The sequence below is a fragment of the Halolactibacillus sp. JCM 19043 genome, assembly GCF_001310395.1.
Classification (GTDB): domain Bacteria; phylum Bacillota; class Bacilli; order Bacillales; family Amphibacillaceae; genus Halolactibacillus; species Halolactibacillus miurensis.
Map to the genome: position 1 here is coordinate 1 of NZ_BAXD01000026.1, position 16444 is coordinate 16444.

Consider the following 16444-nt stretch of genomic DNA (forward strand, 5'->3'; position numbering starts at 1 on the left):
GTGGCCTCGCCACTGGCAGGTGCTTTTTCGTATATCCCCTGAGATATATTCATAACGTTGATACTAAGATGTTAAACAAGATCCATAAACACTTGATACATTTTTTTATTGATTGTATTTTCACCCGCAAAAATCTCATCAAACGTATGATAAGTAATCTCATTTTTCTCCATACCTAACGCGACACCATCAATGCCTTCATCAATCAGTTCAATCACCCGGTGGCCCATCCGACTCGTAAAGACACGATCAAACGCACTCGGGGTGCCACCGCGCTGAATGTGCCCTAAGATCGTTGCCCGCGTATCAAGACCGGATAACGCTTTAAGTTCTTTTGCGACTTCTTCAGCATTCCCAGCCCCTTCTGCGACGACAACAATGCTGTGAGATTTGCCTCGGTCAAAGCCAGCTTTTAGTTCTGCTGCAATATCATTTAAATTGTATGGCACTTCCGGTATTAAGATCGCATCAACACCGCTACTAATCCCGGCTTGTAAGGCAATATCACCACAATGACGTCCCATTGCTTCAATCACGCTCACACGTTCATGAGAACTCATCGTATCACGCAAGTTACCAATCGCATCTGTAACAACATTCAGCGTAGTATCAAAACCAATGGTATAATCAGTGAGTGGAATATCATTATCAATCGTCCCTGGTAGGCCAAACGTTTTAATGCCGTGTTTGATTAACGCCTGTGCCCCGCGATAACTCCCATCACCACCGATCACTACAACATAATCGATGCCACGTTTTTTTAAGTTGTCAACCGCTACCTGTTGTCCTTCTGGCGTTTTAAATGTCTCCGATCGTGCCGATTGTAAAAACGTCCCCCCTCGATATAAGATATCACTGACATCTCGTGAGGCCATTTTGAAAAAAGTCATCGTTCATTAAACCTTTAAACCCTCGTCTCACACCATACATCTCATGCCCATGATGTAAACCTGTTCTCACTACCGCACGAATCGCACTGTTCATCCCTTGCGAGTCGCCACCTGAGGTTAATATTGCGATTTTTTTCATCTTATCCACACCCTTTCCTTTGTTACTTTTCCCTTTCCGATGCCTCATTAATCACGTTCACACCGAAATATAAAAGAAAAAAACATCCCACTCACAAGATGCGTTTTACTTATTACGACTGAGGATAGGTTCTGTCATCGAACTTTAAATCAAGTTGAACTTGTTCTTTTGACACTGGTTTTTGAATTAAATAACCTTGAGCTTTATCCGCATAGTTATTCCTTACAAAGACTAACTGATTAAATGTTTCGATTCCTTCAATGACGACATCAAAACCGAATAATTTCGCCATATGAATAATCGCTTCCACAAATTTCGCATCCATATCCTCACCGGTTGACTCACGTATAAAAGCTTGGTCGACTTTGACTCTGTCAAAGGTAAAGTTTCTGAGTTGACTGAGACTAGAATAGCCTGTACCAAAATCATCAAGCGCCACTTTCACCCCAAGAGCTTGAAAAGCTTTAATCGTGTCAAACGCATGCGTCACTTGATTTAATGCGATTGATTCTGTGATTTCAATACAAATAGATTCTGGCATGAGGCCTGATTCACGTATCAATTGCTTCATCACTTCCACAACATTGACTTGATTGAATAAATGATACGACATGTTTACGGATACCTCAAGCTCCGTGTACCCCTCATCTTGCCAAGTTTTCGTCTGACTAAAGGCTTGTTTCATGACGAGCTGATCAATTTGACTAAGTAAGCCAAACTCCTCTGCTTCATTTAAGAAGTGAAAGGGTGTTAACACCCCTCTCTCTTGATGACACCAGCGTACAAGAGCTTCAACACCGGTCACCTTTTGTTGTTTAAAACTATACTGCGGCTGATAGTAGACGATAAATGCCTGTTGCTCGAGCGCTTGATTGAGTTCATGTACTAAACCTAGACGTGTCAGTAACTCACTTGAATTCGATTGCTTAAACAGTCTAATGGTATTGCGTCCTTCTTGTTTGGCTTGATACATCGCTTGTTCGGCATGTTTAATCAACTGTTCAACGGAAATGGTTGTTTCTGTTGAAAAACGCACCCCGCCACTTAACGTTAAATAAAGCGCATCATTCTCAATCTCAAACGGATGGTGTCTCATTTTGAGCAGTTGGTGTTGCAGTTCATTCATTAACTGTGCTTCATCCATATCTTTCTGAATAAAGACAATAAAAGTATCACCACTAAAGCGTCCAACCAATCCTTGATCGTTAAATAGATCAGACAACCGGTTCGCCATTTCTAAAATAATCCGGTCACCTGCATCATGCCCATAGCCATCATTAATGTATTTAAACCGGTCAATATTAAACAGCATAAACGCATACGGTAAATCATTCACCGCTAACTGACTTTCAATCATGTCTTTCGCATATAAATGGTTCGGTAGTCCGGTCAGCTGGTCGTAATACGCTAACTGATGGATTTCTTTTTGTCGTTCCACTTTATCTGTCACATCACGCATAATCCCAATGAAGTAAGTTTCCTGTTCGTGAGTGATTTTCGTAATGGTTTGTTCGGCGTGAAAAATAGTGCCGTCTTTTTTACTATTAATCAATTCACCTGTCCAAGAGCCTTTCTCTTTTAAGGCTGCTTTCATTTGTTGATACGTTTTTCTCGGGGTCAAGTGCGACTTTAAGATATTAGGTCGTCTGCCTAACGCTTCTTCGAAAGTATAACCCGTCATCAGTTCATAAGATGGATTGACCATAACGATGACTTCATCCTCATCGGTAATGATTAAAGCATCGTTCGTTTTTAAAAATAAGTGCCACATATATTCAACGTGCTCAGCAAAAAAACTAAACGCCCGCTTCATTTTTTTATTGATATGATTCATCTTGCGACTCCCCTTTATGTCGATAGGACTAGTGTATCAGAGGTTTCACAAATTTGCGATATGTTTTTCATGCTTTAAACGTTTTGTGATACGAAGAAAATAACTACCGCCAAGATGACAATAACGATGGATACAAAAATAAGAGCGGCTACTCTTGATACACTCGCCACTTGGACTTCTTTCCAGTTAATCGGTTTAATACCGGTCAACCAGAAAACTAAAATAGCAGAAAGTATAATCGCATGAATATTGACAAGGACAAGTAATAACGGCGTAATGACCATTCCCCACTCACCGGCCCCAATCGTCATCCCGAGGACAACGGTTGGCGGGAGTAAGGCAACAGATACCATGACCCCTACAAGTGCTTCTGAGACGCGCTTAACAAACGATAAAGCCCCGGCAGCACCCGCGGCAAGTGCGATAATGATATCCATAATACTGACTTCTGTTCGTGAAATAAATTCCGTACTTGATAAAGGCACATCAAAAATAAGACCAAACCCAATCGCAATCACGAGTGGAATGATAATACCGAGTGTCGATGTTAACAACGACCGGTGCATTAACTTTAAGTCACCAAGCAAAGCCGCAAAACTAAGGGCGGTAAACGGTCCGATTAAAGGCGCAATCACCATCGCTCCAATCACCACAGCGGCGCTATCATTAATCAGTCCAGCGGCTGCGACAAGACTCGATAACACAAGCATCCAGCGATAATTCACACTAAAGTGACTGGCCGATTCTACTACATTGTATAATTCATGACGACTGGCCCGGGTAATCTCAACACTGTCATCTTCTTCCTCTTCTTCTCCGGACGCTATCTTTGTCTCTTCTTCTTCTTCGTCGTCAACCCGCGGTAAATACGTTGAAATATCATATAAAAAGGCATGAAGTTCTTCAGAGAATTCATGCTCGGTTTCAAGAAAGTCTAAAATGTCTTCGGTGTATTGCTTTTCCACGAGCACTTTAAATAAACTAATTTGATCGTTTGTCCGCGTTCGCCAGACATTGATCACTTTAAATGCTTCTGCTTTTTCTTTAAATGTTTCTACATCGTTATTGGGGACATAGATTTCAATCATTTGTAATTCCACAACAATTCCCCCTTCATAGGCTTATGTCTTGATATAATATTTTTTTATATAATGATCAATTTCTTCTATTGGCATCGGTCGAGCGAAATAATACCCTTGACCAAATAGACAGCCGAGCTCAGTGAGCGTTGTTAAACAACCGGTGTCTTCAATACCTTCTGCGATGACTTGAAGTCCTAGGTTTGACCCAATATCGAGAATGGTTTTGACAATATTTGCGCTGCGCGTATCATCGATTGTACGCACAAATGATTGATCAATTTTTATCGTATCAATCGGCAGTTCTTTTAAAATAAATAGAGAAGAATAACCTGTCCCGAAGTCATCAAGAGACATCCTTAACCCTAATGACTTAAGTTGTTCTAACTTCGGCAACACATCGGTTAATTCCATCATCACTGATTCCGTTAGCTCAAGTTCAATATATTTACCCTTCAGTCCATGTTTTTCTAATAAGTATTTCACTTGCGGATAGAAGTCCATTTGTCTTAATTGTACTGCCGATACATTCACAGAGACAATCTCGTAAAAATCGTACACGTGTTGCCAATGAGCAACTTGTCTCATCACTTCATCCAATATATAGTATCCGATTAAATTAATGTGTCCAGTCTCTTCGGCAATAGGGATAGCTTCAGCTGGTGAAATAAACCCAAGCGTTTCATGATGCCAACGAAACAACGCTTCAAAGCCAACCAGCTCTTCTGGATTCAACATATATTTTGGTTGATAATACACACTAATTTCGCCGCGATTCGCCGCAAATTTTAACTCATTCTCAATTAGTAACCGCCGATCAAGTTGTTGTTTTAAGCTGCGATCGAAGAAGAAATATTGATTTTTTCCATACGATTTCGCCTGGTGCATCGCTTGTTCAGCCATTTGAAACAGTGATTCAGCCTTCGTCGCATCTGTTGGCGCAAAGCTTACTCCGATACTTGCGGTGACGTTCATCTGCTTATTATGATAGTCAACAGGTTCAGAGATCGTTTTTAATAATTGTTCTATTAAGGCGACGAGGTGTGATTTTTGTTTATTGTAAATAAGTAAGACAAACTCATCCGCGCCAAGATGATAGAGCACAGTATGTCGATCAATAGTCAATGCCAATCGATTTGCGACTTCCTTTATTAACACATCCCCGTACTCACGTCCTAATGCATCATTAATATTTTTGAACCGATCAAGATTAATCACAACAAGCGCGAGTGTTTGACGGAGTCGTTTCACGCGATGTAATATATGCGGTAAATCATACATTAAACTTGTTCTATTTCTAAGCCCCGTTAAGGGTGTTAAATACATAATCTTTTCATAAGAATTTAATAATTCTGTATTCCGTCGAACGACGAGTAGCTGATAAACAATTAAGACTAACATTAAGATAACAACGGCAATTGAGAGAGCATTCAGCATAGGTGAAACGACCAAACGTACAAAGACAGTGAAGCCAATAATCCAAATATACGGCAATATGCTATCTTTATGATCGACGAGCCTAAGCAGACGCCAACTGACCTCAGCTGGACGTTGACGTGATAAATACGTCCCCGCTAAAAAATTTAATAAAGCAAACACCCATAGTACGTCAGTAAACTGTCCGACGACATAGCTCTGTTCAACCATTTGAAAGACATAAAATATTTCAGCGAGTGCCTGTGTTAAAAAACCTGAAACGAAAAACAGATGAATACGCCGCTCTTCTGATTCAATCGTTAAAAAGTACAAGACCACTGCCGCAATCATTAACAACACACTAAGCAACGGCTCTAGGATTAACACTAAAAAGCGAACAAGTGTCATATCACCTACGACAACAAATGGTTCAAATACATAATGAAACACAATCGCAAAAACAATGACAACGAACGTAATAATGTGAAAGAGATATTGATACACATGTTCTTTATTGCGTAATTGAATGATTTTATAAATGATAGCGTAAAACATAAAGGGGTAAATCATGATCCACAGGCTAAATGATAATGGCGTCGAGATAACTAATTGTCCTTGAATAAAGTCGAAAGCCCACACGAGATAAGAACCAACATAAAATAACATAGCGATGAATAATGCCAGCCAAAACGGTCCATCATCGATATGTTTCGTTTTGACTAATCGAATGATCTGTACAATCACTAGGAGTGAGAGAATGAGCGGTAGAAACGTACCGATAAATTGTCTCACCGTTGTTTGATCATGATAGATGAAGAAAATCATTTGTAGTAAAACGACACTCATCATATTAAGTATAGCTAATCGTTTGACCATTCACCCCGCCTCCTTCTTTCTGTTCATCCTTAGGTCTAGATGAATTGTCTTATTCAACATTTACCCTTTTCTTGCATAGACTAGACATGTTCAATCGTTTTATTTTAAAGAGGAGGCGTTAATTTGTCATCATTAATTTATTTTCATGCGGCTGAAACAGCAAAAGGAAGACGCGATTTTTTATCAAGTCAACTACAGGGCATTGATAAAATTGTTGAAATCAATGAACCGACACGTTATGAAGCAAGTCGAATGTTAGATGAGATTTTACATGCGTGGGAAAAAGAGTCATCAATACCTGATACTATTGAGTGCTTACTCGACCCGCTCAACCCTCGGTTAAAAGTGGCCATTATTAACCGGACGAAACGATGCGCATGTGTAACTCCGGTAAGAGTTATTAACGAAAACATTAGAGCATCTTACTATCAAGCTTTACAATCAGGGCTCGTTTTACATGATGATTTAGAAGCCATTTATCAGCAAGCGACTGATTTTAACTTACTTAATCAATTCGTCACAACTTTTATTGCTGAACATATTCCCCCTCGCACTGATCTAGAAAAAAGCGGTCAACCAATCACCTTCCACCGTTTCTTAGGCTCCACCACAGCTTATGGTACGATTGATTTCATTCCTAAGTTAACTGAGAATGTATCTAGACGTTATTTTATTAAGGGGCGCGCAGGTACCGGAAAGTCAACGGCGTTGAAAAAAGTAGCCCAAGCCGCACGAAGTGAGGGCTATCAAACCGAAGTATACCACTGCGGGTTTGATCCTGATAGCTTAGACATGGTCATTATTCGCGAACTTGACTTGGCGATCTTCGATAGCACGTTGCCTCATGAGCATTTTCCAACGCGGGAAGGTGATGAGCTCATCGACCTTTATGGGACGTTTATTAAAGACACGACCGACGATGATTATGCGAGCGAAATCGCTGAATTAAATAATAAGATTAATGAAGAAACAAAAAAAGCAATCAAACTGTTGCAGCAAGATGAACAACAAAAAAAAACAACAAGAAGATCTCCCAAAAAACATCGTGATCGCTTTTAATGACCGGCTAAAAGAGTATGTCAAAAAATTAAACGAATAGTCTAAGATAAATGTAACAAGGGCCTCGAATGGGCTCTTGTTTTTTAGTTATGACCATCAACCATCTATAAGCGCAGTCGTAAGATAGCTCTAGTCATTCATAGACAGGACGAAAATTATGTTAATCCATTAAAAATAGTCATATTTTTCATAAATTCTCGGATTTTTTTACTAACTAAAGTGAAAACATGATACACTTTAATTAATCAGAATGTCTAGGAGGTTGATTTATGAGTTCTATTTCAATTATTGCGGTCCCAACAGATCTACGGGAGCCACATCTCCCCCTATTACTTGAAGCAGACCCAAATGAAGCACTCGTAAGAGAATATTTAAACAACGGGGATTTGTTTTTAATTAAGCGCGAACAACGCATCATCGGCGTTAGTCTTTTTACCTTTCCAAAGCCCCGCACGGTTGAATTAAAAAACATAGCGATTAAATCGACCATTAGAAATCAGGGATACGGTAAAAGCGTCATTCAACAAGCCACCGATTTTTACAAACAAAAAGGTTATCGTGAAATGATCGTTGGTACAGCTAACTCAAGCATCGACAATATTGCCTTTTATCAAAAGCTAGGCTTTAGATTAGTAGACATAGAACCAGATTTTTCACTCATTATCCTACGCCACTATCGGAACATGGTATCCCTACTCGCGACCGGTTATTATTCGTAAAAAAACTATAACGACTAATCATTAAGTACTAACAATGAATAGGAACGATTCAAAGGAGAAAAAAATGAAAAGACAATCAATATTTGTTTGGGGAATCAGCATTCTTTCTATTGTAATATTAGCTATTTTAATTATCGTTAATCAGCAACAAACCTTTGGTTTTTATGAGTCACAAGATGCACCTCATAAAGAAGTATTCGTGCCAAATCAACCAACAGACTCGCTAACCATAGAAGACCAAGAATCAAGTACAGAACCACTCTCCTTCCCGTTGGATGATGCCGCAGCAGCGCAACTTTTCACGACGACAAAAGAAATGTACATTAACGCCACCTCACTAAATTTACGTACTGGACCAAGCACGGACTTTGATATTGTGAAAACATTATTTATGGGTGACAACGTATTAGTTGGGGCAACCATAACCTTTGACCAATTTGATTATGGTGAAGATGACGTTGAATGGGTCTCGATTCAATCAGATGATGTTTTTGGATTTGTGAATCCGAACTACCTATCTGAAGATATAGGTGAATTATCAGATGAACAAGAAGATGAAGTGTCATCTTTAGATGAGTCAACGCAAACAAATGACTCATCTTCGCCAGATAACAATACAACGAGTCGACCGACAAGTTCTACTAACAAACCAAATTATTCTGGCACATCTGATAAAGAGACGTCAAACAAGGATGATTCAACAGCTGATACTAATAAAACAGAAAATGAAAAACCTTCAACAGATAAGAACGAAACAAGTGATAAGAACGAGAAACCTCAAACCACAACGAAGTCACGTACAGAAACTGAAATTATCTATCATAAATTGATTGAAATTAATAACCCTGATCTTAACGAAGGCGTCATTAAACTCGTGACTGAAGGTGAAAATGGTATTCTAACCATCACATATAAAGAGACTTACGAAGTTACCACATTGATAAAAACTGAAGAAATAAAGCGCGAAGTCACTAGAGAACCCAAGGATGAAGTTGTTCACATTGGAACTAAGCCTGTAACAACAGAAGAGTAAATCAATTATACACGCCCTGCAAAATATCACTCATATTGTTGTAGGGCTTTTTTAGAGGGATGAGATACTTTAAGAAGTAACCTAAGTACAACCGACAAATTATGATATTTCCCGGGCAATATAAGGTGACAACTTACTGTGTCATGAGTAGTTTAAAATAGTTTTTCATGAGAAAGGATGATCCTATGCGTTGCCACTGGGTAAACCATGACCCGCTTTATATTACCTACCACGATAACGAGTGGGGAAAGCATAAAACAACGACACATCTGTTATTCGAATCACTAACTTTAGAATTGATGCAGTCAGGTCTATCTTTTTTAACTGTTTTGAAAAAACGCGAGGCATTTAAACAGGTATTCTTTCATTATGACTTAGAAAAACTATCAATGGCTACTAGTAACGACATTGAAAAATGGTTATCTGATGCTTCGATTATCCGTCATAAGAAAAAGCTTGAAGCCGTCATTCAGAACGCTTCCGTTGTTGTTCAAATAGAAAAAAATCAATCATTTTATGATTATTTACTAGTATTAATCAATAGACAATTACCGAACTTTGAGTTAAATGATCCGCGTCTAGACCTTGATATATCACGGCACATTGCCAAGCAGATGAAACGGGATGGCTTTAAGTTTGTCGGTCCAACAACTTTATACAGTTTTTTTCAAGCGACGGGATTCATTAATGATCATGATGAGGCATGTGATTTTAATTAGAACGTAAGGTGGTGATCTTTTGACATCAGATTTTAAACAAGCGGTTATAAACATCGTGTCGAATACTAAACCAGGGGAATGGATCAGTTATGGGGATGTGGCCGTCCTCGCCGGACGCCGCGCGCAGCCCGTGCTGTGAGCGGGATTATAAAACGCCAACAAGAGACGCTCCCCTGGCACCGTGTCGTTGGAAAAGGCGGACATATTTCTATTAAAGACCCTGATCTCAGACGTAAACAAATCCAAAAATTACAACGAGAGGGCCAAATCATTTCAGAAACTGGTCACATTAAAACAAAAGAAACTTAATAACAAAAGAAAAACCGTCAACAAGCCTTCCTTACGCTTGTTGACGGTTTTTTGTTAATTTTCTTTTCTTTCCCATTATGATAGGACATATGACATGATAATGACATTTTACGATGAATTTTATATCCTTTTTCGTTTAATTAGTGGGATTATCTTATAATCACGACACTGTTTGTAATTTTTTCATGTATTTCGACTTAGAATATGCGACATGTTACTAAAGTTCTGATAGAATAGACTTAACTATTTTAGTATTTAACAGAAAAGAGGAACAATATGAAAGGAACAGTCGTAAAAACATGGATTAACACGTTAACACGTGCCTATTCCAAAGAATTTATTCACCCTCGCTTAGAAGCTTCAGGTATTGATCCAAATAAAACCATTTCCCCGATTGACAACATTGAAGACGATAAAATTTTCACCTTCATAGACCGTGTCGCACATGATCAACAACTATCGACAGAGGATCTTTGGCTGAAAATTGGTGAAGATAATATCACTTCCTTCTATCAAGGGTTTGGCTCATTCTTTAAAAAGGATAATTTATTTCAATTTCTTAGCTCAATGAATGATGTCCACCAAGTAGTAAGGAAACGGATCAAGGGCTCTAACCCACCTGGCCTTGATTTAGAAGTAATCGGTCCGCAAACAGCTAGACTGACCTATCGATCCAAACGTAATATGTACGATTATTTACACGGGTTGCTGATTGGTGCACAAGCGCACTTTAACGAAGACGTGACTGTAAAAGAATCTGAACGGCGTCCAGGTGAAATGGTACTAGAACTTACCTTTCCATATGAAATTAGAAAGAAAAAAACTTATCGCTTCTCACAACTCCTTTCATTAGGCGTTATTAAAAGAATTGATATTAAAGTAAGCCTTTTCTTAACGGTTGGAGCGTTTATGTTAACTTTTCTCCAACAGACGTTCGATTTTTCCGTTTATCTGTTGCCTGTCGGATTTGGAGTGTTTAGTTTAATTGGTATAAATCAAGCGATCCGACCAATCAAAGCGGTTCGTGATAACTTAACAGATCTTAATAATAAAGCCTTTGTCGTGACGACAACGATGAAAAGCGGTCAAGATGAACTCGAACAACTGCATGAAGCGATTAACCAATACAAACTAAATTTAAGCGAAGATTTTATTAGCTTTATGAGTATGACAGAAGAACTCGAGAACTTTAGTCTCGACTTAAACACTATCTCAGACAATATGAGTGAAACGAGTAGCGATATTAGACAAGTTGTTGACGAACTGGCAACAACAAGTACAACACAAGCAGAAGAAACTGAACAAGGTGTCAGTCGCTTAGAGAGTAATATTTCATCCATCACACATATTACCGCTGCCGAATTAAACAGCCGTGATTTATTGACTGAACAAATGAAGAAAATCAAGTCTGCCTTTTCTAACCTTAACCAAACAAAACAGGCACTTGGCCAATCCTTACGCGTATTTGAAGGCGTTAAAAACGAAAGTGTTTCATTAAAAGAAAAAGGAAAAGAAATTGAGAAGATTACCGCTGTTGTCACGTCAATCGCTGAACAAACGAATCTCCTTGCCTTAAACGCTTCGATTGAAGCTGCCCGAGCTGGTGAGATGGGAAAAGGGTTCTCTGTTGTTGCGGAGGAAGTCAGAAAATTAGCGACGGAATCAAATGGTGCTGCTGAAGCTATTCAAACAAACCTCGGCTCATTTTTAGCTGACTTAGATGTGATGGTCAACGATTTGACTGATCAATTCCAAGCAATTGGAATTGAAACAAAGACGATGAGCGATGCAATCTCAGAAACGGAAAACTCTTATCAATCCATTGATACCATTGCTGAAAAGATGATGGACACAACCTCACAGTTAGAACAAGAAACAAAAGCCATCGAACAACTATTCACAACGATGGAATCACTGGCCGCTATTGCGGTGGAAAACTCAGCCTCAACCGAAGAAGCGAGTGCGAGCGTTCAAACATATACGATGGAGATTCAAAAACTCTCACAAGAACTCGATCAGTTTAAACAATTAACTCAAACCTTTAAACAAGAACTACAAACGTATCATTATTAATGTGACTCACTCCTAATGGAATTTAATTAAAAACATCCTTCTAATTTATAAATCTAGAAGGATGTTTTTATATGACTGTTCTATCCTATATCTTCACTTGGAATGAGTGTAATAATATCTCCATTTTCAATAATATCAAGTAACGGAAGATATGGCGCATCAATATGACCAACGACATTCACCCGATCATCTTTTTCAAAATCTGCTTTGGTTATTTGAATTTCTCCAGAATAACGTAAGTACCGCTTATTATCCATTGTAATTGTTCCGCGCGATCTATCTTTAGCTTCTGTTGGTTCAATAGTCGGTCCTGCTTTTGCATATTGTCTTGATTCCTTTAATCGCAACAACTGTTTTGGAGAATCTGTGCGAATAGTAAACGATTGATTATACAGTTCTTCATTCTCTAAGTGAACAGGAATAGCAATCTTACCTGTATTCTCAAAGGCTTGAATCAATTGATACTGTTTCCAATCAAGTTTTAAATCTCCTACAAATACATAATCTAACATCTCTTTCTTAACGAGATCTAAGTAACTTATATAACTTGGGAGTAAACGATGTTCTTCTAAGGTTGGTAAACCTAAATAAAGAGGGCCACGCTTATATTCTCCTGGAATAAAGGCGAGCAATTTAGCTCCTTGCTTCTTTAGCTTTTTATTCTTTTCTTGAAACTGTTCGCGGTCTAATCCCGTTTCAGGTCTCGGATAAAAATTATGCATAAGGATAGGTTCGCTAAACTGATTAGCTATCGCTATTTCCGTAGACGCATTAAAGACAAAATCAAGTGTTAATGTGGCAACATCATCTTTGCTAAAGCCATCATCTAACCTAAAGTAATCAATCTGTAAAAGTTTTTGTAATTCCTCAAGTGAAGAAACGTTAAATGTTGATAGAGACGACGGAGAAACATCACCGATCACTTTAAATCCTCTTAATTTTAACCAAGAACACATTGACATAATCTCATTTTTATATGTCGCTGACACTTCTTCACTCATATGGAGAGAGGTGAAGACAAAAACGTCTTCACCTGATATAGTATCTAAAAATGATTTTTGTTCATTAAAATGACTAACATAGACGGAGAATCCTAAACGTTTAGGCATTTTGAATATCCTTTTGTTTAATGAACATATAAGTAATAATGAATCCAGCAATGTAAGAAATTAAAATACCAATCGCAAAGTGAATCATTTTATCTGGGTGCATTAAAGGAATAGCCACTACACCAGATGGTCCCCAAGCGTTAGCCATCACATTTGTCATCATCACGTACGCCCCGCCAAATCCAGCACCTAATCCAGCTGTAATAAAAGGTTTACCTAACGGAAGTGTGACACCGTAAATCAGTGGTTCACCAATGCCGAGAATACCCGCTGGTAAAGCACCAGTAATCACTTGTTTTAACCGCTTGTTCCCTACTTTATTCGCAATCAAGTAAATCGCAATCGCAGCACCTACTTGACCAGCCCCGGCCATAGCTAATACAGGGAAAAGCGACACACCACCAAGCGCTTCCAATTGAATCGCATAGATAGGAATTAAGCCGTGGTGTAAACCGAGTAATACCATCGGTAAGAATACAGCCGCTAACACATACCCAGAAATCACACTCACAACAGCATTCTCAGAACCGATAATGAGACTGAGTGCATCCACTAACCAATCCGATACAAAACCTGACACAGGCATAACAACAAAAATTAATAACAATGCCGTTGTAAAAAGTGTTACGAGAGGAGTTACAATTAAATCTAGAACATCAGGAACACGCTTACGTACATTTCGCTCGATAACAGCTAACAAGTAGACACCAAAGATGACGCCAATAATACCTCCCTTACCTGTTGTTAAAATAGAGTTAAGTGGCTGTTCTGCATCATATAATCCAAATAATGTCGATAAATCTACGATAGGCCCAGCAATAGACATGGCTCCAACCATACCACCAAGAGCTTCAGTAGCCCCAAATCGTTTGGCTGCATTGACACCTGTATAAATTGCGAAATAACCTAAGAAACTTGTACCGATTAAGGCGAAAATAAGACGAAGAGCTTCAAAGAACTGACCAGCGATAGCTCCTTCTGAGATCAGTGTACCGAGTAAACTACTGAATCCTTGGAAAATCCCCGCCGCTATAATAGCTGGAATCATTGGAATAAAAATACCGGCAATAGTTTCAAGTGCTCCTTTTAATTTCGACTGTTTTTGTTTATTTTTCACTGCTTGTTTATTTTCTTCCCAGTTATTTTCAGCTGATTGGTCAGCCGGTATGTTATATTGACTAATCAATAGATCCGCTAATTTTTTCGCCGTTCCTGGACCAACAACAACTTGAAGGGTTTCTGCTTTAACTACTCCTAATACACCGTCAATATCTTTTAATTGTTCATGATCAATCTCTTGATCATTGCGGATTCGCATACGTAAACGCGTCATACAATTAGTAGCAGAAGAGATATTACCTTTTCCACCAACAGCATTTACAATCTTTTCAATAAGTTGTTCATTTTTAGTTGCCATTATTATCGCTCCTTTATTTTTGGTAACGTTTGTCTAATATGACCGTTTGCTTCTGATAAAGCTTTGACAGCTGATGATTGATCAACATTGAGTAGAATCATTGTAATCGCCACTTTAACTTGTCCGTGACTTTCTTTTAATGCCGTTTTAGCTACCTCATCATTCACCCCTGTTGCTTCTTTAATAATGTTTAATGCGCGGCGTTCTAATTTTTCATTACTCCGCTTCACATCAACCATTAAATTTTCATACACTTTTCCCATACCAATCATGGATACGGTCGACAACATATTTAAGATAAGTTTTTGTGTTGTTCCTGCCTTAAGACGGGTCGAGCCTGTGAGTACTTCTGGTCCTGCCTCGGCTTCAATCGGTAACTTGGCTTCCTTTCCAATCGCGCTCCCTTTATTACAACTAATCGCCATCGTATAGGCACCCGTTTCATTGGCGTAACGCAGCCCACCAATCACATAAGGCGTGCGTCCGCTTGCAGCTAGACCAACAACCACATCATTTTCAGTAAGCTGCAACTGAATCAAGTCGTCTTGACCAAGTTGCTCTGAATCTTCTGCCCCTTCAATCGCTTCTGTAAAGGCTTCTTTTCCACCAGCGATTAATCCGATGACCATACCTGGGTCTGTACCAAACGTTGGTGGGCATTCTGCCGCATCCAATACGCCTAAGCGTCCACTTGTACCTGCCCCCATGTAGATAAGACGGCCTCCACGGTTAAATCGCTCGACAATGATGTTAATCCCTTGTTCGATCAATGGAATCACTGATTGAATGGCTTGAGGTACTAACTGATCTTCTTCATTCATAATGGTTAAAATCTCTCGGAAAGATAACGCATCAAGTTTCATCGTACGGGGATTTCTTTTCTCTGTTGTTAATTTGGTTAAATCCATCCTCATTTGTCCCCTTTCTAATTTGTGTTTTCTCTAATATTTCCAGTGATTGTTCATACTCTTTGTTGACATAGGCCGTGTATAGAATATCGACTAAATTGAGTTGAGCAATCCGAGACGACATCGCCCCGCTTCTAAAACTGTATTCATTTGCTGCAACATAAAGTTGTAAATCTGATTTGTCAGCGATTGGGGAATGACCAAATTTCGTGATTGAAATGGCTCTCGCACCATTTCTCTTCACTTCATCCAAACATGTCACCATCTCGTCTGTTTGACCTGAATAAGAAATAACAATAGCTAAATCACGTGGATTCATATTTTTGGCCATCAACAGTTGTGTATGCCAATCTTCATTCACATACGCCATTTTATTGATACGAGTGAATTTTAACTGGGCATCTTTTGCGACAATTAACGAAGCCCCAATCCCAAATAAGACAAGTCGGTCCGCTTTCATCATCAAATCAAGACAACGGTCGACGATCGACTCATCAAGTAAGTCTCCAGTTTCTTCCAACGAAAGAATATTTTTATGCGTCACTTTATGAATCACATCACTAAGCGCATCGGTTCTTTCAACATCACTGATTTCTTTTGCTTTATAACTATCTCTTACTGCTAATTCATATAAAAGTGCCTTACTAAATCCTTTAAATCCTGAAAAACCTAATCGCTTACATAACCTGATAATGGAAGATGGCGACGTAAACGTCGCTTCACTTAATGCATAAATTGTCATACGGCTAACGTCTTGCGGATGAGCAAGTACAAAGTCAATAATGGCCTGTTCTGTTGTTGTTGCTTCTTCTCGGTATGTTTTCAACCGAATCGTAATAATTTCCATTGAGGAGCGCTCCTTTA

At 38.9% G+C, this 16444-nt stretch carries 13 protein-coding genes and 1 pseudogene; 6 read left to right on the forward strand and 8 right to left on the reverse strand.

What is annotated here, in order from left to right:
* Positions 1 to 71 precede the first annotated feature (71 nt).
* The 4 genes and pseudogenes from pfkA to JCM19043_RS11760 all read right to left on the reverse strand — a co-directional run bounded on the left by pfkA (position 72) and on the right by JCM19043_RS11760 (position 6234).
* Positions 72 to 1029: pseudogene (pfkA, locus tag JCM19043_RS11745) on the reverse strand (6-phosphofructokinase).
* 112 nt (positions 1030 to 1141) lie between these two features.
* Positions 1142 to 2863: a bifunctional diguanylate cyclase/phosphodiesterase gene (locus JCM19043_RS11750; protein ID WP_062322728.1), complete on the reverse strand. Its 1722-nt coding sequence runs from the start codon at positions 2861 to 2863 to the stop codon at positions 1142 to 1144.
* Between the two features lie 74 nt (positions 2864 to 2937).
* Complete coding sequence (locus JCM19043_RS11755) at positions 2938 to 3963, reverse strand: TIGR00341 family protein (RefSeq protein WP_062322731.1); 1026 nt, start codon at positions 3961 to 3963, stop codon at positions 2938 to 2940.
* A gap of 21 nt (positions 3964 to 3984) precedes the next feature.
* Positions 3985 to 6234 (reverse strand): bifunctional diguanylate cyclase/phosphodiesterase, encoded by a 2250-nt coding sequence (locus JCM19043_RS11760; protein WP_062322733.1) that lies wholly within the window; start codon positions 6232 to 6234, stop codon positions 3985 to 3987.
* Positions 6235 to 6357: 123 nt separating this feature from the next.
* Here JCM19043_RS11760 and JCM19043_RS11765 point away from each other — a divergent pair, with 123 nt between their 5' ends.
* The 6 genes from JCM19043_RS11765 (at position 6358) to JCM19043_RS11790 (ending at position 12146) form a co-directional block, all read left to right on the forward strand.
* Complete coding sequence (locus JCM19043_RS11765) at positions 6358 to 7293, forward strand: hypothetical protein (RefSeq protein WP_062322735.1); 936 nt, start codon at positions 6358 to 6360, stop codon at positions 7291 to 7293.
* A gap of 269 nt (positions 7294 to 7562) precedes the next feature.
* Positions 7563 to 8012, forward strand: a complete 450-nt coding sequence (locus JCM19043_RS11770; RefSeq protein WP_062322737.1) for a GNAT family N-acetyltransferase — start codon at positions 7563 to 7565, stop codon at positions 8010 to 8012.
* Positions 8013 to 8076: 64 nt separating this feature from the next.
* Positions 8077 to 9045, forward strand: coding sequence for a G5 domain-containing protein (locus JCM19043_RS11775; protein ID WP_062322738.1), 969 nt, complete (start codon positions 8077 to 8079; stop codon positions 9043 to 9045).
* Between the two features lie 185 nt (positions 9046 to 9230).
* Positions 9231 to 9764, forward strand: coding sequence for a DNA-3-methyladenine glycosylase I (locus JCM19043_RS11780; RefSeq protein WP_062322740.1), 534 nt, complete (start codon positions 9231 to 9233; stop codon positions 9762 to 9764).
* A gap of 78 nt (positions 9765 to 9842) precedes the next feature.
* Complete coding sequence (locus JCM19043_RS11785) at positions 9843 to 10073, forward strand: MGMT family protein (RefSeq protein ID WP_197274803.1); 231 nt, start codon at positions 9843 to 9845, stop codon at positions 10071 to 10073.
* 276 nt (positions 10074 to 10349) lie between these two features.
* Entirely contained in the window at positions 10350 to 12146 is a 1797-nt protein-coding gene (locus JCM19043_RS11790) for a heme NO-binding domain-containing protein (protein ID WP_062322742.1), read from the forward strand.
* Positions 12147 to 12226: 80 nt separating this feature from the next.
* Here JCM19043_RS11790 and JCM19043_RS11795 read toward each other — a convergent pair whose 3' ends face one another.
* From JCM19043_RS11795 to JCM19043_RS11810, 4 genes are read right to left on the reverse strand one after another with little or no spacing between them, the layout of a single operon-like run.
* A complete protein-coding gene (locus JCM19043_RS11795; RefSeq protein ID WP_062322744.1) occupies positions 12227 to 13255 on the reverse strand; it encodes a MupG family TIM beta-alpha barrel fold protein in 1029 nt (342 codons plus the stop codon).
* On the reverse strand, positions 13248 to 14672 hold the full coding sequence (locus JCM19043_RS11800) for a PTS transporter subunit EIIC (RefSeq protein WP_062322746.1): 1425 nt from the start codon (positions 14670 to 14672) through the stop codon (positions 13248 to 13250). Before JCM19043_RS11800 ends, JCM19043_RS11795 begins: the two co-directional genes overlap by 8 nt.
* 2 nt (positions 14673 to 14674) lie before the next feature.
* The gene (gene murQ, locus JCM19043_RS11805) at positions 14675 to 15580 is read right to left on the reverse strand and encodes an N-acetylmuramic acid 6-phosphate etherase (RefSeq protein WP_062322748.1); all 906 of its coding nucleotides are present in this window, start codon (positions 15578 to 15580) and stop codon (positions 14675 to 14677) included.
* Positions 15525 to 16427, reverse strand: a complete 903-nt coding sequence (locus JCM19043_RS11810; RefSeq protein ID WP_062322750.1) for a MurR/RpiR family transcriptional regulator — start codon at positions 16425 to 16427, stop codon at positions 15525 to 15527. Before JCM19043_RS11810 ends, murQ begins: the two co-directional genes overlap by 56 nt.
* Positions 16428 to 16444: the final 17 nt, after the last annotated feature.